This window comes from Halalkalibacter wakoensis JCM 9140, assembly GCF_000513095.1.
GTDB classification, from domain to species: domain Bacteria; phylum Bacillota; class Bacilli; order Bacillales; family Bacillaceae_D; genus Halalkalibacter; species Halalkalibacter wakoensis.
Genome location: NZ_BAUT01000040.1, coordinates 12,212 through 36,630, shown reverse-complemented (window position 1 = coordinate 36,630; position 24,419 = coordinate 12,212). Strand labels below are relative to the sequence as shown.

General features: G+C 43.2%; 24 protein-coding genes and 1 pseudogene. 1 reads left to right on the top strand and 24 read right to left on the bottom strand.

Going from position 1 to position 24,419, the window contains the following annotated elements; translation table 11 throughout:
- Positions 1-181: 181 nt before the first annotated feature.
- The 22 genes and pseudogenes from trxB to JCM9140_RS14420 form a co-directional block, all read right to left on the bottom strand.
- Positions 182-1,126 (bottom strand): thioredoxin-disulfide reductase, encoded by a 945-nt coding sequence (trxB, locus tag JCM9140_RS14520; RefSeq protein ID WP_034747930.1) that lies wholly within the window; start codon positions 1,124-1,126, stop codon positions 182-184.
- Positions 1,127-1,221: 95 nt separating this feature from the next.
- The gene (locus JCM9140_RS23840; protein WP_156314887.1) at positions 1,222-1,488 is read right to left on the bottom strand and encodes a hypothetical protein; all 267 of its coding nucleotides are present in this window, start codon (positions 1,486-1,488) and stop codon (positions 1,222-1,224) included.
- On the bottom strand, positions 1,434-2,270 hold the full coding sequence (locus JCM9140_RS14515; RefSeq protein ID WP_052002283.1) for a tetratricopeptide repeat protein: 837 nt from the start codon (positions 2,268-2,270) through the stop codon (positions 1,434-1,436). The genes JCM9140_RS23840 and JCM9140_RS14515 overlap by 55 nt, the downstream gene beginning before the upstream one ends.
- Positions 2,271-2,394: 124 nt before the next feature.
- Positions 2,395-3,021, bottom strand: coding sequence for a bifunctional phosphoribosyl-AMP cyclohydrolase/phosphoribosyl-ATP diphosphatase HisIE (gene hisIE, locus JCM9140_RS14510; protein WP_034747927.1), 627 nt, complete (start codon positions 3,019-3,021; stop codon positions 2,395-2,397).
- Positions 3,018-3,776 carry an imidazole glycerol phosphate synthase subunit HisF gene (hisF, locus tag JCM9140_RS14505; protein ID WP_034747924.1) on the bottom strand — a complete coding sequence of 253 codons (759 nt, stop codon included), beginning with the start codon at positions 3,774-3,776 and terminating at the stop codon, positions 3,018-3,020. The genes hisIE and hisF overlap by 4 nt, the downstream gene beginning before the upstream one ends.
- Before the next feature lies 1 nt (position 3,777).
- Positions 3,778-4,512, bottom strand: a complete 735-nt coding sequence (gene hisA, locus JCM9140_RS14500; protein ID WP_034747922.1) for a 1-(5-phosphoribosyl)-5-[(5-phosphoribosylamino)methylideneamino]imidazole-4-carboxamide isomerase — start codon at positions 4,510-4,512, stop codon at positions 3,778-3,780.
- Positions 4,505-5,149, bottom strand: coding sequence for an imidazole glycerol phosphate synthase subunit HisH (gene hisH / locus JCM9140_RS14495; RefSeq protein ID WP_034747919.1), 645 nt, complete (start codon positions 5,147-5,149; stop codon positions 4,505-4,507). Before hisH ends, hisA begins: the two co-directional genes overlap by 8 nt.
- A 1-nt stretch (position 5,150) precedes the next feature.
- The gene (gene hisB / locus JCM9140_RS14490; protein ID WP_034747916.1) at positions 5,151-5,741 is read right to left on the bottom strand and encodes an imidazoleglycerol-phosphate dehydratase HisB; all 591 of its coding nucleotides are present in this window, start codon (positions 5,739-5,741) and stop codon (positions 5,151-5,153) included.
- Positions 5,742-7,013, bottom strand: coding sequence for a histidinol dehydrogenase (hisD, locus tag JCM9140_RS14485; protein WP_034747913.1), 1,272 nt, complete (start codon positions 7,011-7,013; stop codon positions 5,742-5,744).
- On the bottom strand, positions 7,010-7,648 hold the full coding sequence (gene hisG, locus JCM9140_RS14480) for an ATP phosphoribosyltransferase (RefSeq protein WP_034747910.1): 639 nt from the start codon (positions 7,646-7,648) through the stop codon (positions 7,010-7,012). Before hisG ends, hisD begins: the two co-directional genes overlap by 4 nt.
- Position 7,649: 1 nt before the next feature.
- Positions 7,650-8,822 carry an ATP phosphoribosyltransferase regulatory subunit gene (locus tag JCM9140_RS14475; protein WP_081727705.1) on the bottom strand — a complete coding sequence of 391 codons (1,173 nt, stop codon included), beginning with the start codon at positions 8,820-8,822 and terminating at the stop codon, positions 7,650-7,652.
- Positions 8,823-9,520: 698 nt separating this feature from the next.
- On the bottom strand, positions 9,521-10,015 hold the full coding sequence (locus JCM9140_RS14470; protein ID WP_034747908.1) for an acyltransferase: 495 nt from the start codon (positions 10,013-10,015) through the stop codon (positions 9,521-9,523).
- Positions 10,012-10,659, bottom strand: a complete 648-nt coding sequence (gene ppaX, locus JCM9140_RS14465) for a pyrophosphatase PpaX (RefSeq protein WP_034747905.1) — start codon at positions 10,657-10,659, stop codon at positions 10,012-10,014. The genes JCM9140_RS14470 and ppaX overlap by 4 nt, the downstream gene beginning before the upstream one ends.
- Complete coding sequence (locus JCM9140_RS14460) at positions 10,656-11,603, bottom strand: nucleoside recognition domain-containing protein (protein WP_173585936.1); 948 nt, start codon at positions 11,601-11,603, stop codon at positions 10,656-10,658. Before JCM9140_RS14460 ends, ppaX begins: the two co-directional genes overlap by 4 nt.
- A gap of 33 nt (positions 11,604-11,636) precedes the next feature.
- Positions 11,637-12,515, bottom strand: coding sequence for a prolipoprotein diacylglyceryl transferase (gene lgt / locus JCM9140_RS14455; protein WP_034747903.1), 879 nt, complete (start codon positions 12,513-12,515; stop codon positions 11,637-11,639).
- Positions 12,516-12,589: 74 nt separating this feature from the next.
- A pseudogene (gene hprK, locus JCM9140_RS14450) lies at positions 12,590-13,526 on the bottom strand (HPr(Ser) kinase/phosphatase).
- A gap of 143 nt (positions 13,527-13,669) precedes the next feature.
- The gene (locus tag JCM9140_RS14445) at positions 13,670-14,017 is read right to left on the bottom strand and encodes a phage holin family protein (protein ID WP_034747900.1); all 348 of its coding nucleotides are present in this window, start codon (positions 14,015-14,017) and stop codon (positions 13,670-13,672) included.
- The gene (locus tag JCM9140_RS14440) at positions 14,014-14,217 is read right to left on the bottom strand and encodes a PspC domain-containing protein (RefSeq protein WP_034747896.1); all 204 of its coding nucleotides are present in this window, start codon (positions 14,215-14,217) and stop codon (positions 14,014-14,016) included. Before JCM9140_RS14440 ends, JCM9140_RS14445 begins: the two co-directional genes overlap by 4 nt.
- Positions 14,218-14,287: 70 nt before the next feature.
- On the bottom strand, positions 14,288-15,400 hold the full coding sequence (locus tag JCM9140_RS14435) for a DUF4097 family beta strand repeat-containing protein (RefSeq protein ID WP_034747893.1): 1,113 nt from the start codon (positions 15,398-15,400) through the stop codon (positions 14,288-14,290).
- Between the two features lie 471 nt (positions 15,401-15,871).
- On the bottom strand, positions 15,872-18,742 hold the full coding sequence (gene uvrA / locus JCM9140_RS14430; protein ID WP_034747890.1) for an excinuclease ABC subunit UvrA: 2,871 nt from the start codon (positions 18,740-18,742) through the stop codon (positions 15,872-15,874).
- Between the two features lie 7 nt (positions 18,743-18,749).
- A complete protein-coding gene (gene uvrB, locus JCM9140_RS14425) occupies positions 18,750-20,732 on the bottom strand; it encodes an excinuclease ABC subunit UvrB (protein ID WP_034747887.1) in 1,983 nt (660 codons plus the stop codon).
- Between the two features lie 356 nt (positions 20,733-21,088).
- Positions 21,089-21,316, bottom strand: coding sequence for a DUF2187 family protein (locus JCM9140_RS14420; RefSeq protein ID WP_034747884.1), 228 nt, complete (start codon positions 21,314-21,316; stop codon positions 21,089-21,091).
- Positions 21,317-21,643: 327 nt separating this feature from the next.
- On the opposite strand from JCM9140_RS14420, the gene JCM9140_RS14415 reads away from it, so the two are divergent.
- Positions 21,644-22,123 carry a universal stress protein gene (locus JCM9140_RS14415; protein WP_081727704.1) on the top strand — a complete coding sequence of 160 codons (480 nt, stop codon included), beginning with the start codon at positions 21,644-21,646 and terminating at the stop codon, positions 22,121-22,123.
- Between the two features lie 44 nt (positions 22,124-22,167).
- Here JCM9140_RS14415 and JCM9140_RS14410 read toward each other — a convergent pair whose 3' ends face one another.
- Positions 22,168-22,392 (bottom strand): DUF2198 family protein, encoded by a 225-nt coding sequence (locus tag JCM9140_RS14410; RefSeq protein ID WP_034747881.1) that lies wholly within the window; start codon positions 22,390-22,392, stop codon positions 22,168-22,170.
- 115 nt (positions 22,393-22,507) lie between these two features.
- Positions 22,508-23,746 (bottom strand): PDZ domain-containing protein, encoded by a 1,239-nt coding sequence (locus tag JCM9140_RS14405; protein WP_235715364.1) that lies wholly within the window; start codon positions 23,744-23,746, stop codon positions 22,508-22,510.
- Positions 23,747-24,419: the final 673 nt, after the last annotated feature.

Below are 24,419 nucleotides of genomic sequence, written 5' to 3'. Positions count from 1 at the left end.
TCAGCCGAGGAGGCTCACCGGGCACCCGCGGAAAGCTAGTGTCATTCCCCTGCGGCCGGTTACCCACGAACTTATGTAAGAAAATTCCTGTCCCCTGCAAGTCTAGTGCTTTTCGGGCACGATTCTCCCAAAAAAATTCAAGTGCAAAATCAAAAAAGATTTTGCACTTGATTCGAAAGTTTTACCCTTTTGATTTTTCGGCAAGGGTTTCTAAATAATGTTGAACGTTTTGTGCTGCTAGGCTTCCGTCTCCTGTAGCTGTTACGATTTGACGAAGTGATTTCTCGCGGATATCGCCTGCTGCGAAGATACCCGGGACTTTTGTTTCCATCTCTTCGTTCGTTTCTACATAACCATCTTGATTTGTGATGCCTAAGTTTTTGACACTTTCGTTCAGTGGGAGCATGCCGATGTAAATGAAGACACCATCTGTTTTGAATTCTTTCTCTTCGCCATTTTCGGTGTTTACAAGCGTTACACTACCAACCTTGCCGTTTTCGCCATTGATTTCTTTGACCGTATGGTTCCAAACAAATTCAATTTTGTCATTATTAAAGGCACGATCTTGCAAAATTTTCTGTGCACGAAGTTCATCACGGCGATGAACGACCGTTACTTTAGTTGCAAAACGAGTCAGGTAAACCGCTTCCTCAACAGCTGAATCTCCTCCGCCAATCACGACTAGCTCTCTTCCTTTGAAGAACGCCCCGTCACAGACAGCACAATAAGAAACACCGCGTCCGCTTAATTCCTTTTCACCAGGGATGCCGAGTTTTTTGTATTCTGCTCCTGTTGCGACAATGACTGCACGTGCTTTGAATTCTTTGCTTCCCGCTTTAACTATTTTCAAATCACCTTCATCAACGATTTCTTTCACATCGCCATAGCCATATTCAGCACCGAATTTTTTCGCATGCTCAAACATTTTTGTTGATAGCTCAGGTCCAAGAATGTGGTCAAAACCTGGGTAGTTCTCTACATCTTCTGTATTGGCCATTTGTCCACCAGGAATTCCGCGCTCAACCATGATCGTTGATAGACCAGCACGAGAGGTGTACACAGCCGCTGTCATACCTGCAGGACCTGCTCCAGCTATGACAACATCATAAATTTTTTCTTCCGTCATTATGGTCCACTCCTTCTATTAAAGCTCTTCACTAATATATATTTCTAAGTCATATCGTAGCGAATTGGAAGGGTATTGTCTATTTTTCTGCCTACTTATTCAACCCATAAATTATAATGTACGATTTCATTCCAAGGGCGATCCTTCGCCACTCCGGAAAGAACGTCTATCGCTTGTTTTGAGCCAAGCTCTTCTGCACGTTTTAGCAAAGGTTCTGCTTTTTCCTTACCAGAAACATAAAACGTAGCAACCGCGAAGCAATACAATAGCTTTGGACGTTCTTCTAGTTCCCAGCGGCTAACATCTTTTATTCTTTCATAGGCAGCTTGATACTCTCCGATTGTACATAACGTTTCTGCCACTTTTGTATAATGATCCCCATCGATCGGTAGACACGTTGCAATGAACGAATAAATGGTTCTGCTTTCTTAGCTTCCCCATTTTTATGATAAAACAATGCTAAATTGCAAATCGCAAAAAGGTTTCCAGGATCTTTTTCCAACACCGTATAACAGAGGTCAAAGGCTGATTCATCTCCCATTTGAAAAAGCGCCTCAGCCAATTGGTTATGAGCTGTCCAGTAGGTTGGATGTTCATCCATGATCTTTTGTAGAACAGGAACAGCTTGAGACATGTTGCCTTGTCTGATTAAATAATGGGCACGTTCAAACTGAGCAAGCAATTCATCTTCATCTTCCTCAATTTCTTCCCAGTCGTCCTCTTCTTCCCGTTCGAAGCGAAGCAACTCTAACAGATCTTTTGCATCTTGTGTAAAACGCTCATCTGGACTTAATTCTAAATAACGCAATGTCATGCGTTCTGCTCTTTCAAATAAGCCTAAATAGGCATAATTATTAGCCATAAAAAAGTAGCATTCCGCTACGTCTTTGTTTTCGGCTAATACATTTTCTAATATTTCATTTGACCGCTCATACTCGCCAATCTCAGAAAGCACTGCGGCTAATTGAACATGAAAAACAGGTTCTGTATTTGTTAGTTTTACCGCTCTTTCTAACAGTTTAATCGCTCGCTGTAAGTGGTTTTTTCGATACGCTGCAATGCCTCGATGGAAAAAATAATCCCCACTTTGAAACAACGGTACCACTTTTTGTTTTTCTTGTTCATCTTTTGGTTTTAATCCCATGAAGTTTTGTTACCTCCAGCTTCTCATTCATAACCTTTAGTATACATCATTTTTCAAGGCGTGGGAACGAAAAAAGAGGTACAACAAATAGCCTTTGTTGTACCTTTTAAGGTAGAGTTTAACCCTATTTATGTCTTTCTTCTAATACCGCAAGCACATCGTCGAGTGGTAGCTTTTGTTCACGAAGTAAAACAAGCACGTGATAGAATAAGTCGGCCACTTCCCATTTCAGTTCTTCTGGATCGCGGTTTTTCGCTGCGATAATGACTTCTCCAGCTTCCTCGCCGACCTTTTTTAGAATCTTATCTACGCCTTTTTCAAATAAGTACGTTGTATAAGCGCCCTCTGGCATCGTTGCTTCGCGCTCAGCAATGACCTTTTCTAACTCATCAATGATCGCAAAACGGGTTGGATTGGTGCGTATAGCTTCTTCTCCAAACAACGAATCACTAAAACACGTATAAGCACCCGTGTGACAAGCTGGCCCAGCCGGTACAACGAGAACGACAATCGCATCGCTGTCGCAGTCATAACGCATATCCACAATCTGCTGCGTGTTACCGGATGTCGCTCCTTTGTGCCAAAGCTCTTGGCGTGAGCGCGAGTAAAACCATGTTTCTCTTGATTCAAGTGATTTTTCTAGTGATTCTTTATTCATATAAGCAAGTGTCAACACTTCCTTGCTTCCGGCATCTTGAACAATGGCAGGGACAAGGCCGTTCTCATCAAACTTAATGTTTTCAATACTCATCGTACGGCCACACCTTTCTCTCGTAAATACGTCTTCACTTCTGCAACCGACGTTTCTTTGTAATGAAAAATCGATGCTGCTAGTGCTGCATCTGCTTTCGCATCCTCAAACACATCAGCAAAATCTTCTTTTTTCCCAGCACCACCTGATGCGATCACCGGTACTGTCACGGCCGCATTCACCGCTTTTGTTAAAGCAAGATCAAAGCCTGTTTTCGCTCCATCTTGATCCATGCTTGTTAACAAAATCTCGCCCGCACCAAGACGGACCGCTTCCTTCGCCCATTCTGTTACTTCCCATTCAGTTGCTTCACGTCCACCGTGCGTGTAAATACGCCATGAGCCAAGCTCTTCGTCGTATTTCGCATCAATCGCGACTACAATGCATTGAGAACCAAAAAAGTCTGCTCCCTCTTTTATCAGCTCTGGACGTTTGACCGCAGCGGTATTGAGCGAAACTTTGTCCGCTCCTGCACGCAGCACTCGCTTCATATCTTCAAGCGAGTTGATACCTCCACCAACCGTAAACGGAATCGCGAGCGTTCCCGCGACTTGCTCGACAACCTCAACCATCGTTTCACGGCCTTCATGTGAGGCGGAAATATCTAAAAATACGAGTTCATCTGCTCCTTGCTCATCGTAAAACGCAGCAAGCTCAACCGGGTCACCTGCATCACGCAAGTCAACGAACTGAACGCCTTTGACAACACGTCCATCTTTCACATCCAAACAAGGAACGATTCGTTTTGTTAACACTCTATTCCCCTCCTTGCAATGCTTCTTCTAGCGTGAACTGGTTCGTGTATAGAGCTTTTCCCACGATGGCTCCACTTACTCCACGCGCTTTACGCTCGCGTAGTTCGGTTAAATCTGCAAGCGAGCTCACTCCACCAGAAGCAATCACTTGCTTGCCTGTTGCTTCCGCTAAATTCGTAATCGCTTCTGTATTTGGACCTGATAGCATCCCGTCGCGTGAAATGTCTGTAAAAATAAACACTTCCGCTCCGTGACGAGCCAACTCCTGCGCTAACGTTTCCGCTTTTACAGAAGACGTCTCGAGCCATCCTTCTGTCGCGACATAACCGTCACGTGCATCTAGACCGATCGCAATTCGCTCTCCTCCATATGTAGAAAGCATTTCTTTTGTAAATTCGGGATTGTTCACCGCCACACTTCCAAGAATGACACGATCCACCCCTTGATCAAGGTAAAAAGCAACGTCTTCAGCTGTGCGAATTCCGCCACCAACTTGTACTTTTGCATCAAGCTCTTTTGCGACACGCAGTACATGCTCGTGGTTCACACGTTTTTTCGCTTTCGCTCCGTCTAAATCAACCATATGAATCCACTCAGCACCGCTATCAGCAAATAATTTTGCCATATCGAACGGAGAATCCCCATAGACCGTTTCTTGATCATAATCCCCTTGAACAAGGCGCACACATTTTCCGTCTCTCATATCAATCGCTGGATAAATAACAAAATTACTCACGACTTTCTCCTCCTTGCGTGACAAGCTCCCCAAAATTACGAAGAATCGCCATTCCGACATGACTGCTTTTTTCCGGATGGAATTGCGTTCCCATTACATTGTCCCTGCCGACAACAGCTGGAACGGTTACATCATATTCACTTGAAGCAATTAACACGTTCTCGTCCTTATGTTTGACAACATAAGAGTGAACAAAATACACATGGCCTTCTTCTACATCTTGTAAAAGCTTATGGTCCGGCTTTTGGAACGTCAGCTTGTTCCAACCCATATGCGGAACTTTGTATGTTTCACCGTTTGCCGTATGTCCTAGAAAACGCTCAACGCGGCCAGGCAGCAGCTTCAAGCCCTCTGTCTCTCCATGCTCTTCGCTTTCTTCGAATAAAAGCTGCATGCCAAGGCAAATGCCTAGAAGGGGTCTGCCAGAGTCTGCCCAATCACGCAAAAAGTCCGTTAAGCCCATTTCATTTAGCGTTTTCATCGCATCTGGAAAGGCACCGACTCCTGGAAGAAGCAGTCCATCCGTTTGTTTTAATTTCTCTACATCATCAGTTAACACATAGTCTAGCTCTAGTCGTTCAAGAGCTTTCGAGACACTGTGCAAATTCCCCATTCCATAATCAACAATGCCGATCATCCTACAACATTCCCTTCGTCGACGGGACTCCTTTTACCCGCTCATCGATACTTGTTGCTTCATCAAGCGCTCGTGCCAATGCTTTAAATACAGCTTCAATCATGTGATGCGTATTGTGACCGTAGTGAACGATAATGTGCAAGTTCATTCTTGCTTCAAGTGCGAGCTTCCACATAAATTCATGAACGAGCTCCACATCAAACGTACCGACTTTTTGACTTGGAAACTCAGCACGAAATTCAAGGTGAGGACGGTTGCTCAAATCAACAACCACTTGAGCTAACGTCTCATCCATTGGAACAAACGCATTTCCGTAGCGACGAATTCCTTTTTTATCACCAAGGGCTTCTTTTAACACATGACCAAGACAAATCCCGATATCTTCTGTTGTATGGTGATCATCTACATCTGTATCTCCATTTGCATCAACCGTTAAGTTAAAATGACCATGCTTCGTAAAAAGGTCAAGCATATGTGTTAAAAATGGAACTCCGGTTTCAAGCTTTGAAACTCCCTCTCCATCCACCGCAAAGTCTAATTTAATTTGTGTTTCACCCGTATTACGTTCGATTTGTGCGCGACGTTCTGTCATTTATTTTTCCTCCAACCTAATATCAATTGCTCGTGCATGTGCTTCTAACCCTTCTAGACGGGCAAGAGCGGATATTTTATGACCATTGTTTTCAATAGCTTGCTTGCTATAAGAAATGATACTTGATTTTTTCGTAAAATCATCCACATTGAGCGGGCTCGAAAAACGTGCCGTTCCATTCGTCGGAAGGACATGATTCGGTCCTGCAAAATAATCCCCAACCGGCTCTGAACTATATGGTCCAACAAAAATCGCTCCAGCATGACGAATTTTCCCGACTAGATTCATCGGTTCTTCTGTCAGAATCTCCAAGTGCTCTGGCGCGAGCTGATTGACTACATCCACCGCTTCCACGAGGTCAGAAGCCACATAAATCACACCATAATCTCGTATCGACGCCCCGGCAATGTCGCGCTTTGGCAATGTGGTTAATTGCTCTTGCACTTCTTTTGCGACTTGTTCCGCTAAATCTTGAGAAGCTGTAACGAGGACAGCTGATGCTTGCTCATCATGTTCAGCTTGTGATAAAAGATCAGCAGCAATATAACGCGGATTCGCCTTCTGATCAGCAAGAACGACAATTTCACTCGGTCCAGCAATCATATCGATATCAACTGTACCAAATACGGCGCGTTTTGCTAGGGCTACATATATGTTTCCTGGGCCCGTAATTTTATCAACAGACTGAATCGTTTCTGTCCCGTACGCAAGGGCGGCAACCGCTTGCGCTCCACCAACTTTGTAAATTTCCTTTACCCCAAGTTCCTTCGCTGTCACAAGCACACTTGCCGGAAGCTTTCCATCCGCTCCTGCTGGAGACACCATAACAATGCGCTCGACTCCAGCCACTTGAGCAGGAATTACATTCATCATAATCGAGGATGGATACGCAGCTTTCCCACCAGGAACGTACACACCAACCGAATCAAGTGGTGTTACTTTTTGACCGAGAATGGTTCCATCTTCCTTTGTCGTCATCCACGATTGCCGCGTTTGGCGCTCGTGGAAGTCTTTGATGTTGACAATCGCTTCACGTAACGCAGAAATTAACTCATCACTAATTTCTGTATAAGCACTGTTGAGCTCCTCTTCTGTTACGCGCAAACTTGTAAGCTCTGCTCCATCAAACTTTTTGGTTAAGTCAAACAGAGCTTGATCTCCTTGCTTTTTCACTTGTGAAATGATCGCTTCAACCGCTTCTCTCTGTTGCTCGGTTCCTGTATCAATATCACGTTTAATGCTTACTTCTGCTCCAACTTTGACGATTTTCATGCTTCTTCCTCCTCGATTACTCGAGAAAGGCGCTCGACCATTTCATCAATTCGTTCGTCTTTCATCCGGTAACTAACAGGATTCACAATTAAACGAGATGTAATCGGCACGATCGTTTCAAGCTCCACTAAGCCGTTCTCCTTTAATGTTCTTCCTGTTGAAACAATATCGACAATCCGATCAGCAAGTCCAATTAATGGTGCCAACTCAATTGAACCATTTAATTTAATGATCTCCACTTGCTCGCCTTGCTCTTTAAAATATTGCGTAGCAAGGTTCGGATATTTCGAAGCGACCTTTGGATTGATGTCCTTCTTTTCATAATTCGGAAGACCAGCAACTGCCAAGTAGCATTCGCTAATTTTCAAGTCGAGCACTTCATAAACCACACGCTCTTCTTCAATCATCGTATCTTTTCCAGCAACCCCAACATCGGCTACCCCATGCTCCACATAGGTTGGCACATCCATTGGTTTGGCAAGGATAAAACGCATGTTTTCTTCTGGCACATCAATAATTAACTTACGAGAGTCATCAAACTCTGCCGGTAAGTTGTAGCCTGCTTTTCGTAGTAGTTCTAATGCTTCTTCAAAAATTCGTCCCTTCGGCATTGCAACCGTTAACCATTCTGCCATCTTACGCGTCTCCTTTCTTCGCACCAATGAAGTAGTGCACCTCGGTGAATTGCTCTGACATTCCATCAACATCTTTGACCCCTGCAATGTCTTGGACGACAACGGATTCCCCATTTGCTCGTAAACTTGCAGCTTTTTGGAATGCTTCTTTGCGTCTTTCTTTGCTAAACACAATACATGTTTTCTTTGAAGTTGACGCTAACTCACCAATCGCTTCAACGAGAAGGTCTAAACGGACTCCAAATCCTGTTGCCTGACCTGGACGATCAAACTTCCCAAGTAACTCATCATAGCGACCGCCACTACAAAGAGGGACACCTAAACGGCTGCCGTATCCTTCAAACACCACACCTGTGTAGTAACTCATGTGAAGGACGAGGTTTAAATCAAGTTTGACATACTCTTCGATCCCATAGCTTTCCAGGACTTGCCACAGCTCCGTCAGTTCTGCTAATGCCTTTGTTCCTTCTTCGGTTGAAATCAGCTTTCTTGCTTCTTCCACCGTGTCTTTGCCACCGCGTAATTTTAAGAGACTAAGCAGTCGGCCTTTATCAATCGAGGAGATCGGCAAGTTTTTCACATGCTCGCGGAATCCCACATAATTTTTTTCATATAAAAAACGACGCAGCTCATCGGCACGCTCTCCGACAATATCAAGGAGAAGCGCGTTCACGTAGCCAACATGGCCAATCGCAACTTTGAAATTTGTTAACCCAGCGCGTTTAAGAGAGGAGACCATTAAGGCAATCACTTCGCCATCAGCACTAACTGTCCCGTCGCCAATCAGCTCAACTCCTACTTGCTCGAACTCAGCTGGTTTGCCTGCTTCATGCTGCTGCGCACGGTAAACCGACGATTGGTAAGAGAGTCTGAGCGGATAGGCTTCTCCCTTCATGCTAGAGGCAACTAGTCTTGCGATCGGTGCTGTCATGTCTGGTCGAAGCACCAATGTATTGCCTTGCTGGTCTAATAGTTTAAATAATTGCTGATCTAAAATAGCCGATGCTAATCCGACTGTTTCGTAATATTCTAATGTTGGTGTTTCAACCATTTGATAGCCCCAGCCTGTCATTTCGGCTTCTAGTTGCTGGCTTACTTGTTTTTTCATTTCGTACATTTCTGGTAGCGTATCGCGCATACCGAGTGGTTTTTCAAACATAAGTGGCTTAGACATTGATTTCACTCCTCGTTCATCTCCGTTGTCTGCTTTTCTGTGCAGCTCTCCTGCTTCTTTTTTTATCTTTCCTAATCATTCGCGTTTTTTGTCAAAATACCTGTTTTTTATTTTTGAAAGGGTGTTTTCTGGTTAGGTGCTCTTCCTATGTTCGTTCCATTGCGCTACAGTCACTCGCACCCGCAAGGAGGTGTCGAGCCTCCTCGGCTGCGCCTGTGGGGTCTCGACTTTACCTCTTTTTCCCGCAGTAGTCGAGTGACTTCCGCTTCATTTCGCTTTGAGGTAAGCCTTTCTTACAGCGACAAACTTACGAATCGCTTTTTGATTAATTAATTGTTTTATGGGTAGATGTTTCTTCCCATGTTCGTTCCATTGCGCTACAGTCACTCGCTTTCCGCGGGGAGGTGTCAAGCCTCCTCGCTGCGCCTGTGGGGTCTTGACCTTACCTCTATTTCCCGCAGGAGTCGAGTGACTTTCGCTTCATTTCACTATGAGCAGTACAGTATGCAACAATCTTTCTAAATACAATCCTTTAGTTCGCTAATGTGCTAACAAGATAAAGCGTATAGTTAGTTTAACGCGAACGGTCTTCTTGCGTCAACCGTTTTGATTGAATTGTCGTAAAATTTAGTGTGAGAGCGAAAAGGTTATGAAAAAACAAAAAAGCTGTCAAGTACCTTGTACCTAACAGCTTCTTCTTATTCATTTATCTTTTCCCGAATCACCTGCATCGGATTCCCTCCAACAAACGATCCGGCTGGAACGTCGCGGTGGACAAGTGTGCCGGCGGACACGATGGCGCCATCTCCAATCGTGACTCCTGGTAAAATCGTTGTGTTGGCTCCGATCATGACTTCGTCGCCGATTACGACATCACCTAAGCGATATTCCTTAATCAAATATTCATGCGCCAATATGGTCGTGTTGTATCCAATGATCGAGTTACGACCGATGGAAATTCGTTCTGGGAACATAATGTCCATCATCACCATAAAAGCAACCGCTGTTTCATCGCCTATTTTCATTCGGAGAAAGGTGCGATAAAGCCAGTTTTTCATTCCCATCCACGGGATAAAGCGAGCAATCATGATAATGATGACATTTTTTAACACTTTTCCAAATGGAACGGTTTTATAAATTTGCCAGAGCGAATTTGCTTCTTTTACCGGAAATCGCTCTGTTTTTCGACTCATGGCTGTTCCACTCCAACGATCGCGAGCAAGTCACGCATGTTTGACAAAGTGTAATCTGCTTCAAATGTCTTGATTTTTTCCGGACCTTTAATCGACCAACCAACAACAGCCGTTGGCACACCAAGGTTTTTTCCTGCTTCCACGTCAAACAAGCTGTCACCAATCATCATCGCTGTCTCTTTTGATGAACCAAGAGCGGCCAATGCTTTGTTTAATGGTTCAGGATCTGGCTTCGCTTTCTCGACGTCATCCAACCCAATAACCACATCGAAAAACTGATCCAAACCAGTTAACTTCAAACCCATTAACGCCGTTTTTCTAATTTTTGTCGTTACAATTGCTAGTTTGTAGCCTTCTTTATGAAGACGCTCGATCGTTTCATAAACCCCTTCATACTCCGTTACAAGTTCATCGTGCTTAGCATGGTTAAACGTGCGGTACGTTTGGATCATTTCATCCACACGAGTGGCGTCCACGGACTCGAAACTATCTGTGAGTGGTGGTCCAATAAATTCAATCGCGTGTTCGCGCGTGTATTCGCCAGGCTTATAATGTTCCAACGTATGTAGAAATGAAGCAATAATTAATTCATTTGTGTTGATTAACGTTCCATCTAGATCAAACAATAACGTGTCAATTTTCATAAAGTCGCTTCCTTTCGTTCAAGCTCTTCTTTTTTTTCAGATCGGTTCCAAATATACGCAATCGCCATCGTTAACACAATGGCAGTGACAAGACGAATCAGCAATAACGGCCACACTGGGATTCCTAGAGGGATGAAAATTAGCGTATCCTCTACAACAGCATGACAGGCTACGAGAAAAATAAAAACAAGGTACAAATCCTTCTTAGCCACACCATCTTCTTTTGCCGCTTGAATCATTACACCCGCTCCAAAGGCAAGACCAAACAGCAAACCAGATGCGAGCGTCGTTGACGTGTTTTCTTTAATGCCAAGCATTCTCGTAAAAGGAGCCATCGTTTTTGAAACGAATTTTAACCAATTTCGTTCTTTCATTACTTGAACGACGATCATAAGTGGAATAACAATGATCGCTAGTTGTATGATTCCTAGCGTCGCACTTGTTACACCTTGCCACGCAATGGCAAGCCATCCACTTATTTCTGGTTGCCCTGCATTTGAAACGAACCCGTACTGAGCTGTTTCCTGTCCACCACTCCATACTAAATTGATGAAAAAGGCTGATAATAGCGCAAGTCCAACCCGAACGGCTAATACAACGGACATACGTAAGCCAACTGTTTTGGCAACAGCTGACTCCACAAATAAGTTATGGGAGAAGGAAAGCATCACCGCTAAAATAAATACTTCCTTCACCGTTAACTCCATGGTTAAAATCGCACCAATGGCGGCATACAAATTCAGCACATTTCCGAGAACAAGCGGAATGGCTGCTTCCCCAGGCAATCCAATGAGCCTCATAACTGGGGCTAGTAGCTGGGCAATCCAATCAAGAACGGGTGTATACCCTAAAATTGTGACAATTAACGTAATAGGAAATATAATCTTCCCGAGCGTCCACGTTGTTTGCAAACCAACTAGAAGCCCGCGCTTCAGCATTCCCAAGCTGTTCTCTCCCTCCGACGTGCTTTTTTTTCTCTATTTTTTCTTGCGGTTTTTCTGTTTTTTATTCGTTTGTTTTGCTTTCGCATTTGCTGTATTACTAATGGCTGGATCGTGATAATTCGGTGTGTTCGGTTGTTTTCGGCGATAAATCGTGAATCCAATCGCAAACAGTATTAAGATAATTGAAACGACTTGAGCAGTTTTTAACACTCCACCAATCATTAAATAATCTAAGCGAACCATCTCAAGGAAAAATCTCGCAAAAGAGTAGTACACTAAATACGTCATGAAGATTTCACCTTGTTTTAGGTTAAATCTCCGTAAATAGATTAATAAGAAAAATCCGAGTAGATTCCAAAGCGATTCATATAAAAAAGTAGGGTGATAATAGGTACCATTGATGTACATTTGATTAATAATAAAGTCAGGAAGCATCAGGCCTTCTAAAAATTCTCGCGTAACAGGGCCTCCGTATACTTCTTGGTTCATGAAGTTGCCCCAGCGGCCAATCGCTTGAGCTAGCAATAAGCTTGGTGCGGTAATATCAGCCACTTGCCAGAACGAGTAGCCACGTTTTTTACAGAAAAAGTAAGCTGTAAGCATCCCTCCAATGACCCCGCCGTGAATGGAGAGGCCACCTTCCCATATGTAAAAAATACGAATTGGGTTATCTGCAAACTGTTCCCATCTAAAAATAACATAATAAAGTCTTGCTGACAGTATTGCGATTGGCAGTGCGAAAAGCAGAACATCTGCATACATTTCTTTCGGATAGCCACGCTTTACTGCTTCTCTTGTCGCAATTAAATAGCCAAGAAAAACCCCTAGTCCAATTAAAGCCCCATACCAATAAATCGTTAATGGACCAATTTCTAAAAAAACTCGGCTATATGGTTGTATTGTCTCTTCCACGTCTCCACTCTCCTTTTAAAACGATCAAAACAAGGCGCGTTCATAATTGAACACGCCGACATTATACCATACTATTAGCGAAATTCCTCATGATCGCCTTCTTCAATCACATCGGTTAAACGCTCAGAAAATTCTTGCGCCGCATCAAAACCAAGACGCTTCAGACGGAAGTTCATCGCTGCTACTTCGATAATAACCGCTAAGTTACGACCAGGGCGTACGGGAACGGTGAGTTTCGTAATTTCACTGTCAATGATTTTCATCTTCTCTTCTTCTAAACCAAGGCGATCATACGCCTTCTTTTGATCCCAAAGTTCTAGATTGATACAAAGAACAATTCGTTTAAACGGACGAACTGCCCCTGCCCCGAACAATGTCATCACATTAATAATCCCTAACCCGCGAATTTCAAGAAGATGTTGAATCAAATCAGGGGAACGCCCCACAAGTGTTCCTTCGTTTTCTTGGCGAATCTCAACTGAATCATCGGCAACGAGTCGATGTCCACGACGAACCAAATCTAGCGCCGTCTCACTTTTCCCGACACCGCTATTTCCAGTAATCAACACACCAATTCCATAAATGTCAACAAGCACACCGTGCACCGCTGTCATTGGTGCTAGTTCACTATCTAAAAGGTCGTAACGCTTGAACTGAGGCGAGTTGTTGCCATACTTGAACGCAAAAGGGGCACGCCGACTTTTTCTGCAGCATCCACTAACTCCGTCGGAACCTCTAGCCTCGGGAAATAATAATTCCAGGTGTATCATATGTACATAACTTCAACATTCGTTCTTCTCTTTCGTGTTGCTTTAAATGTTCAAAAAACGAAAGCTCGGTTCTCCCTAATAACTGCAAACGTTTAGCTGGATAATAGGTGAAGTACCCTGCCATCTCAATACCAGGTCTAGATAAATCACTCGTTGTAATCGCTCGATAAATTCCTTCTTCTCCTGCGATCAATTCAAGGTTAAAGCGCTCTAATAAATCATTTGCTGTTACCTTTGCCACTTTGCTAATCCCACCTTCACATCTCTATGCTAACAATTGAAAATGTATTCCTTTCCATTTTAGCATGTTTTCCATTCCTGCATTTCATACTTCCATAAAAATTTTTAAGGCCTGACTTATGAGAAAAAGTCAGGCCTTAAAGGTTAGCGGCGGTTTCGCAAAGGTTTTACAACAAACGTTTGAATAATCGCAATTAAAATCGCTGCCAAAACCGCCATTCCGAACCCCTCAATAACAAAGGCACTTCCCATTAAAGCTGCCGTTAGCATAAGAGTAATGGCACTGATCACAAACAAAAATAAACCAAGAGTAAGCACGGTGATCGGTAAGGTCAAAATCACTAGGATCGGTTTGACAATCATGTTCACAATCGATAAAAGCAAACTAGCAAACAAAGCCGCGATAAATCCTGAAACATAAAAACCTTCAAACACATACGCAATTCCCATTAAAATGAGGGCGTTGATGATCAATCCGATGATCCATCTCATGATTCTCTCACATCCTCTTCATTCGGAATAACAAAGATCGCAATAAAGTATCCGACTACAAACGGAAAAAAGCCCGATACAAAAAATAACACAACCGCTAATAAGCGGACAATCGTTGGATCAATTGAAAAATATTTCGCTAATCCACCACAAATCCCCGCCAGTTTACGGTCATATTGAGTCCGGTACAAACGTTTCATTTTCTTTCACCTCTTTTCGTTCAGAGGAAAGGAAGACAAGGTAAAGAGATGCTGCCTTCCTTCTTCTTATCTACTTTTGGTCTTTTACTAAAACCGAACCCGTATTCGTTAACGCGTTCACCTTTACTCGCGGTGAAGCTTGCTGGTTGCCGATAAAGCTTAAAGACTTTTGAGCAAACTCCTTCTTTTCTTCCAGTGTTTCGTAATCTTGCAAATCCAATGTAAAGCCACCGACATTTGTTTTTAGCTTTCCTTCAATACGGTTCGTTTGAGGAATAAACAGGTGAATGCTTCCCGTCGTTGCCTTCAAATCAGCATAACCGGATTCTGTTAGCTCATCAAGTCTGTATGTGATTGAACCATTAATCGTTTCCGCATCAAAATCTTGAACTTTTCCTTCAACTGTAATGCCTCCGTGAATGGTTTTTGCATCGACCACATCCATCTCCACTTGTTTGCACTCAATTGCCCCATTAACCGTTTCAACCATCACCTTTTTCGCTTTTAAGGAAGAGAAGGCAAGTGCCCCATTAATAGCATTCGCATCAAGGGTATCGACTTCAAACGATTCACCTGTAATCTGACCATTGAACGTATAAAGCTTAATATGAGCAAACGTCTCACGCGGTACAAAAATAGTCGTCTGCACTTTGATTGACTTCGTTTTCGTATGGAACAGCATTTTTTGTTCATTAATCCGAAACGTTGCTTCTTGTAAAAAGACACGACGAGCCTCATCTGTATCCTTTACCCGATACACTTTTGCTTTACACTCCACACGAACATCTTTTTCGTCCCAAGGCTTAAATGTTATTGATCCATTTTCAAGTGAAACATCTAAGGACGTCGGCGCCACATCACGATGCTGAAAAATATGATCCACTTCAACCGAAGATCCAAAATTAAAATCTAGGTCGACATCTTTAATTTTTTGAATCGTGTTTTCAATAAAAGAGGTAAACAAATTTGCTGTCGAGTAAGCAGTTTGCTTCGCCCGATCACGATAGTGCTCTCCCTCATCCCAATCGACTCTCGTTGAAACCTCTCTCGACCTAGGTCTCTCCTCCCCACTGTCCGAAGAACCTGTGTTACTTTTTTCCATCGCCTCAAGCAGCTTAACTCCTTCTTCAGCTGTAATTTTCCCATCTTCAATCATCTTTAAAACCATTTTGCGTTCTTCCAATCATCTCACTCCTCATCATCAATCTGAGCTATGATTCCTACACTATTGTATTACGAAACAAACAATAAAGATGTTTCAAATTCCCTAAAAAAGTAGTTTTCTTTTTTATGTGGTTTTGAGCAATGCTCGGAGCCCGGGGTGCGGGTTTAGCCGTTTAGATACGCCTTTCATTTTTCATCAACCCTATGATTCCCCTTTTCTCCGACACCATTACATCTATGGCTCCATTCTCCTTCTTTTGCTCCCTTTTTTACTCCCAACACTTCAAAAAGGGCACCATTCTCCTTCTTTTGTTCCCTTTTTTACTCCCAACACTTCAAAAAGGGCACCATTCTCCTTCTTTTGTTCCCTTTTTCCCTCTCAACACCTTCAAAAAGGGCATCATTCTCCTTCTTTTGTTCCCTTTTCCCCCTCTTCTCAAATAAAAAAGACGTGAGACCATCACATCTCACGCCACTTTACTATCACCTATCAAGTTGTTAATTCCTTCTCTTTCACCCATTGATCCATTCGTTCTTTATCTCGTTCGAGAATCGGCTTTAAATAGTAGCCTGTGTATGACCCTTCGACTTCTGCCACTTGTTCTGGGGTACCTTGTGCAACAAGCTGTCCGCCTTTGTCGCCGCCTTCAGGTCCTAAATCAATAATGTGGTCAACCGTCTTAATCACATCTAAATTATGCTCAATGACCAACACCGTGTCGCCATTATCAACAAGGCGCTGCAGGACTTTGAGCAAGCGATCGATGTCGTCGACGTGAAGCCCCGTTGTCGGCTCATCCAAAATGTAGATCGTCCTTCCAGTTGCTCGTTTATGAAGCTGCGATGCGAGTTTGACACGTTGCGCTTCCCCGCCCGATAACGTTGTCGCTGGTTGACCGAGGCGGATATAGCCTAAACCAACATCAACAAGCGTCTGAATTTTACGGTTAATTTTCGGTATGTTTGCAAAAAATTCAAGGCCTTCTTCTACCGTCATTTCGAGAACATCGGATATTGTTTTGCCTTTGTACGCAATATCAAGGGTTTCGCGGTTGTATCGTTTGCCTTCGCATACTTCGCAAGGAACATACACATCAGGCAAAAAGTGCATTTCAATTTTGATGATTCCGTCACCGCGACAAGCTTCGCAGCGACCTCCTTTCACATTAAAGCTAAAACGACCTTTTTTATAGCCGCGAACTTTTGCTTCGTTCGTTAAGGCAAAAACGTCGCGAATGTCATCAAATAAACCTGTATAAGTCGCCGGATTGGAACGAGGCGTCCTCCCGATTGGCGATTGATCAATTTCAATCACTTTATCGATCTGTTCTAAACCAACAATCTCTTTGTGTTTTCCTGGCTTTTCTTTTGCTCGGTGTAGTTTTTGAGCCAATGATTTGTAAACAATCTCATTGATCAGCGTACTTTTCCCCGATCCAGATACACCTGTTACAGCCATGAACACTCCAAGTGGGAAGGTAACCGATACGTTTTTCAAATTGTTCTCACTTGCTTTTTTCACTGTAAACGAACGGCCGTCTGACTCTCTTCTTTCATGAGGAACCGGAATGAATTTTTTCCCCGCTAAATATTGTCCTGTTAACGAGTTGTCATCGTTCATAATTTCTTCTGGTGTACCTTGTGCCGTGATTTGTCCACCGTGCACACCAGCACCTGGTCCAATATCAATAATGTAATCGGCTGCCATCATCGTATCTTCATCGTGCTCCACCACAATAAGCGTATTCCCTAAGTTGCGCATGTGCTCGAGTGTTTCAATTAAGCGGTCATTGTCGCGTTGATGCAACCCAATCGACGGCTCATCTAAAATATACAAAACACCCATTAATGACGAACCAATTTGAGTCGCGAGGCGAATTCGCTGCGCCTCTCCGCCCGAAAGTGTTCCAGCTGAACGGCTTAGCGACAAATAATCTAAGCCAACATTGATCAAGAACCCTAAGCGGTCATTGATTTCTTTTAAAATTAAGCGAGCGATCGCCATGTCTTTTTCAGACAAATCCAGCTGCTCAAAATACATTTTCGCATCTTTAACCGATAGCGAGGCAACTTGGCCAAGGTGGCTTCCTCCAATAAAAACAGCCAGTGCTTCTTTTTTCAGGCGGTACCCTTTGCAAGTTGGACAATGTTTATGGGCCATGTAGGCTTCCATTTGCTCACGAATGTAATCGGAGCTTGTTTCTTTATAACGACGGGCGACATTGTTCACGACACCTTCAAACAAAACGAGGTTTTCTCGAATTTGCCCGAATTCATTTTCATAGCGAAAATAGATTCGTTCTTTTCCGCTTCCGTATAAAATTTTATCCATAAGAGCTTCCGGAATTTGATCAACCGGTTGATCCATATTAATTTGATAGTGTTCACATACGGCCTCTAAGAGCTGCGGGTAATATTGTGAACTTGTCGGCTCCCATGCGGCAATCGCATGTTCATTTAACGATTTCGTCCAATCAGGAATGAGCAATTCTAAATCCACTTCAAGCTTTGAACCTAATCCATCACAAGAAGGACAAGCACCATACGGACTGTTAAATGAAAACATTCTCGGTTCAAGTTCCGGGATTGAAAACCCACACTCCGGACACGCGTGATGCTGACTAAACAGCAGCTCCTCTTCGCCAATCACATCAACCAGAACGCGGCCATCCGCAAGGGTTAGAGCAGACTCTAAGGAATCAGCTAACCTCGTTTCAATGCCTTCTTTGATGACTATCCGGTCGATGACGACTTCTATGCTGTGTTTTTTGTTTTTATCAAGTTCAATCTCTTCTGCAACCTCGCGCATTTCTCCATCTACACGAACGCGAACATAGCCTTGTTTTTTAATATCTTCTAGCACTTTCACATGTGTACCTTTACGTCCAGATACGAGTGGAGCTAGAATTTGCATTTTTGTTCGCTCTGGAAAATCAATGAGTCGATCGACCATCTGTTGAATCGTTTGCGAGGAGATTTCAATTCCATGCTTCGGACAGACGGGCTTTCCTATACGCGCATACAAAAGACGTAAGTAATCAAAAATTTCTGTAACCGTTCCGACCGTTGAACGCGGGTTTCGACTCGTCGTTTTTTGATCAATTGAAATGGCTGGTGACAAGCCTTCAATCGCATCCACATCAGGCTTGTCCATCTGTCCAAGAAATTGACGCGCATAGGCTGATAGTGACTCGACATACCGTCTTTGTCCTTCTGCGTATATGGTGTCAAACGCAAGAGAGGACTTCCCAGATCCAGACAAGCCTGTTAACACAACAAGCTTGTCACGCGGAATTGTTACATCGATGTTTTTTAAATTATGGGAGCGTGCTCCTTTTACTACGATATTTTCTAATGCCATCGGTTCCTCACCCTTCCGCTTTTAATTCAAGAACGAGGTCACGAAGTTCAGCTGCTCGCTCGAAGTTTAACTCACGCGCTGCTTCCTTCATTTCCTTCTCCATCCGTTCAATCATCGCGACTCGCTCTTTTTTGCTTAGCTTCTGTTTAGGCGCTGCTGCATATGGTTCTTGGCCCGTGTCTTCTGCCACAAGCGTCGCTTGAATGACATCTGGTATTTTCTTTTGAATCGTTTTTGGTGTAATGCCATGCTTTTCGTTATGCTCCTGCTGAATCGTTCGACGTCGCTGCGTCTCATCAATCGCTAGTTTCATCGATTTGGTGATTTTATCGGCATACATAATGACGTGCCCGTTTGCATTACGCGCGGCACGTCCGATCGTTTGAATCAAAGAACGATCAGACCGCAAAAACCCTTCTTTATCCGCATCTAGGATCGAGACAAGAGACACTTCTGGGATGTCGAGACCTTCTCGCAATAAGTTAATCCCAACTAACACATCAAACGTCCCCATCCGCAATTGGCGGATGATTTCAATTCGTTCCAATGTTTTCACTTCCGAATGCAAATAGCGAACGCGAATGCCAATTTCTTTTAAATAATCGGTTAGATCCTCTGACATTTTTTTCGTTAATGTCGTCACAAGAACGCGTTCATTACGCTCAACACGGGCATTAATTTCCCCAATTAGATCATCTATTTGTCCTTCAATTGGACGCACATCAATGGTTGGATCTAGCAGTCCTGTTGGACGGATAATTTGTTCAACCATCTTTGGTGTATGCTCAAGCTCGTATGGCCCCGGAGTAGCGGAAACGTAAACAGCTTGGCTTACCTTTTTCTCAAATTCTTCAAATTGCAACGGTCTGTTGTCAAGGGCAGAAGGCAGGCGGAAACCGTGATCCACAAGCACTTGCTTCCGCGCACGGTCACCGTTATACATCCCTCTAACTTGCGGCAGCGTGACATGCGACTCATCCATAATGAGCAAGAAATCTTCTGGGAAGAAATCAATCAGCGTGTAAGGTGTGGCTCCTGAATCACGAAGCGTTAAATGTCGTGAGTAGTTCTCAATTCCTGAACAAAAGCCCATCTCGGCCATCATCTCAATGTCATAACGAGTTCGTTGCTCAAGGCGTTGCGCTTCAAGCAATTTCCCTTGCTCATGAAGCTCTTTCAAACGCTCTTCTAGCTCCACTTCAATATTCGCAATCGCTTTTTTCAATTTTTCCTCTCTCGTAACAAAGTGGGAAGCTGGGAATATCGCAATATGATTTCGTTCCCCTTTGATTTCTCCCGTCAGCGCATCAACTTCTGTCATCCGATCAATTTCATCACCAAAAAACTCTACTCGAATGCACTGCTCGTCCCTGGATGCTGGGAAAATTTCGACAACATCTCCTCGGACACGAAACGTTCCGCGCGTAAAATTAATATCATTTCGATCATATTGAATGTCGACCAATTGACGAAGCAATTCATTTCGGTCCATTTCCATACCGACTCTTAGAGAAACAACGAGTTCCCGATACTCTTCCGGAGAACCTAACCCGTAAATACACGAGACACTGGCGATGATGATCACATCGTTACGCTCAAACAGGGCACTCGTTGCAGAGTGGCGAAGCTTATCAATTTCGTCATTGATGCTCGCATCTTTTTCAATGAACGTATCTGAACTTGGGACGTATGCTTCTGGCTGATAGTAATCATAATAGCTGACAAAATACTCAACCGCATTATTAGGAAAAAACTCTTTAAACTCACTATATAGCTGTCCCGCTAGAGTTTTGTTATGAGCCATAATTAAAGTAGGCTTGTTTATTTCTTTAATGACATTCGACATCGTAAACGTTTTTCCCGTTCCTGTTGCTCCTAGTAACGTTTGATGCCTATCTCCTTTTCGAATTCCTTCCACAATTTCTTTTATGGCTTCTGGTTGATCCCCTTCTGGCTGATAAGCTGATACCAACTCAAACGTTTCACTCAAACCGATGACCTCCTCACGAACTGTTCATAAGTAGAAGTATTATACCATAGGGTAGCCGCTACAAAGCAAATATAACGAACGTTTGTTTCGTCTTAACGTAAAAAAAGGCATTTCAAAAAATTCTCTGATTCTTTGAAATGCTTCTTTTTATTTAGTTTGTTTTATGGATAGTGCCGTGACGTGTTTGTTTTGTTCCATTGCGCTGCAGCCACTCGCTTTCCGCGGGGAGGTGTTGAGCCTCCTCGGCTACGCCTATGGGGTCTCAACCCTACCTCTATTTCCCGCAGGAGTCGAGTGGCTTCCGCTCCATTGCACTTCGAAAAAAGTATTCCATAAAACAACCTTAATGAAACTATTTATTTATCATCTAAAATTTCATGAGTACGCTGATAATTTTTATGATTGACAGCTGTACGTGAATAAGGAAAATCTGCTTCTCTTCCTTTAACCGGAAATTCTAAAAATTCAGCTGCTACACTATTGTTGTAAACAGCAATCACCTTCATCTCTAACCCGTCATAGATTATTTTCTCATTTAGTACCGCTGCATTTTCGTTAATTTTTTCTTCCTTGTCAAAAGCCATGTGCAGAGCCTCTTTTCCAATAATATAGTCTCTCAAAATGTGTTGTCCTTTTTTAGTTTAAAATGATCAATCAACACAGATCAAGTATTTTTTGCTAATTTTGTTTTTTCTTGTTTTTTTCGGATCCGAAACTCTGGTTAAGTCGGTCTTTTATTGGTCATGATAAAAATAAAGAATGTTATCGATCATGCACCCAAGCTAGATCCACCTTCACATGAGGTCTATTTTTGCATAAACTAGTTATATAGCAGGAACGAAAGCGCTATCATCGAATATATAAATAGAAACATTTAGATTACGTTCTACTATTATTTGGGAGGTGTTCCTATGTTTAATAAGATTCTCCTTGCAACCGATGGCTCCAACGATTCCTTTTATGCTGCTGAACGAACTGTTGAGCTGGCCCAAGCCAATTCGAAGGTGGAAGTTCATGTTATTCATGTAGCTGATCACGCCAAAGCAAAAACAAGTGCCCTTCAATATTGGAATTCCTCTACTAAACTAAAAAGGATTGAAAAGGTGAAGCCCATTATCGAATTGTTGCAAAAACATGAGATCCCATACCAATTTCACTATTTACAAGGAGACCCCGGTCCAGAAATTGTAAAGTTTGCGAACAACCATCATTTCGATCTCGTTATGATCGGCAGCAAGGGAAAAAACAAACTTCAAGAATTAGTTCTCGGCAGCGTCAGTCACAAAGTGGCCAAACGTGTTCAATCCCCCGTGATGATTGTAAAATCAAACGCCAAACAGCGTACCACTAACCCTGTTCCATTTCCCGAATCTCAATCAGCTACTAAATAACTAAAAAGGAGGTGTCTCCGCTACTTGAAGACACCTCCTTTTTGTTACATTCCTTGTTTGTGCGCTAATCTTTTTCTTGCTACGATTAAGCCCGCAATAAATGAGAGAATGGCCAGCAACCAGATCACCCAAAATTGTTGATGAATTTGCAAAACAAACAGAGCAATCATCCATGTGACAATACAAGCACCCATAATGCTAAAGGTAACACGTGTCACAACAATCATTAAGAGAAATGGAATGACGACGGCAAGGGCTACGTCCAACATCCTTTTGTTCAAGCTCCTTTTATACTTGCTGTTTTATTTGGCATTTTTCATAGACTTGTTGTTACGGGGGCTTTTTGTTCCTTCGAGCAACAGACTTTGTGAAAAAAGCACTTTATTAAATAATGGAATCTTGTAGATTCGTATCTTCTTTTACTAACAAAACACCTAACTGATGATGCTCTCCATCATAAAGAGCTCCTTGGGCAAATCGAACTTCCCCTTCATGGTTTAACACATCCAGCTTACAAAAAGCGGAATTCAATTGCAACGCTTCGTAAAAACTTGTTTCATTGTTCACTTCTTTGCCGTTCACTTTCACAATCGTTTCTCCCACAGCAATGTTCATCTTTTCCACAGGACTACCCGGTAAAATCCCTAAAACCACGCAGCCTTTGGCTTGATTGGAAAAATAAGCTGGCAACGCAGCATCGCGTTTTTTATCAGATTGATATAGCCATTCACGAGCGATGATTGCTAGTCCACCAAGCACAACCGCTAGAACCGGAACATAATAACTACCCACTGCGATCAAAGCAAAAAGAATGCCTAAGCCGACAATCCGTAATCCCATTGAGCGAATGGGGGTCTCTGGCAATGTCCCTCTAACCTTTTGTTGAAAACCAATTAAAAACGGAACCAAGATGGGCTGTAGCCCCATGTCTGCAATCGTAAAAACTGGCCAAAAAGACAAAGAAGGAATCACTCCTTCGGGAATAAATAAAACGATTGGAACCATCCATAATCGTTTAGCAAAATGCATGCCGACCCACTTGCCACGCTTGCTTCGTGCTAACCTAGGCGATGTATATTTCGAGCCATTCATTCGAATCAAAACACCTTCAGCAATCATCATAATCGCAAGGAGCAGAGCCGGGACGATAATCGGAATTTGTCCGAGTATGTTATATAAAGTTGTAAACAATGCTTGTCCTGCGAGCAGAGGCTCTAGTCCATACAATAGCAAGGTGGCTCCTAAAACATAAACGGGAGAGATGAGGCGAACTTGAGCTGTAATAGCGAAAAGAATATAGATGATCGCCAGTACGGCAACAAATGGCAACGTGATCGTCGCTCCGAGTGTAATTGTTAGAACTGATACATACACTCCAAGCAAGATCGCTGATGCAAATGGAATCGTAATATCGGCAATTCTTGCATAAACTCGTGTGTGAAACGACACTCGCTCTTGTTTCACTCTAACACCTGAAAATAAATAGACAGCAAACAATCCTATATAAAGCAACGGATTAATAAGAAAATACCCTAGAAAAATACCTATACTCCGTAAAATGTCATCTAGCATAGATGTATCTCCTTCAACTATTCTTCCTTTTAACGTATCACATTTATGCAAAAAGGTACATCCTTCATTCGCAAGAGGATGTGTCTTTTTTTGTAAGGTTATTTGTGTTCTGCCCATGTTCGTTCCATTGCGCTGCAGTCACTCGCTTTCCGCGGGGAGGTGTCGAGCCTCCTCGGCTGTGTGGGGTCTCGACCCTCTCTCTATTTAAACCACTGAAAAAGTGCTCGTTTACTTCGAACTTGAAAGGGAGCTTTACCCTCGCTCCCGGGATGGGGGACACGCTTTCCGCAGGCGGGCGTTGAACTAACCGGCAAGCCGGTGGATTTCAACCTGCCCTTCCCTCCTGCAGGAGTCGGCCCCCCATCCCGTCCGCTTTTTGAGAGGAACGACAGAAATTCCTAGAGAAACAAATTGTAATGACATTGCAAATGAATTAGTGTATTGCCAACAAGTGATCTCTAATGTGTAAAGTAACCGCAAATCGCTCAAATCCCATCTAGCAGGGGAATGACACGGAGACTCCTGTGGGACCAGTGACCCACGTGTTAGACCCCGCAGGCGACTGCCGAGGAGGCTCACCGGGCACCCGCGGAAAGCAGAGTGTCATTCGCCTACGGGAGTTGGGCACTTTTTCACTGGCCCCTCTCTATTTCTTGCAGGAGTCGAGTCTTCCGCTCCATTTCCTTGGAGAAGTAACGTTCATTCAGAGCTCCCCTTTTATGAA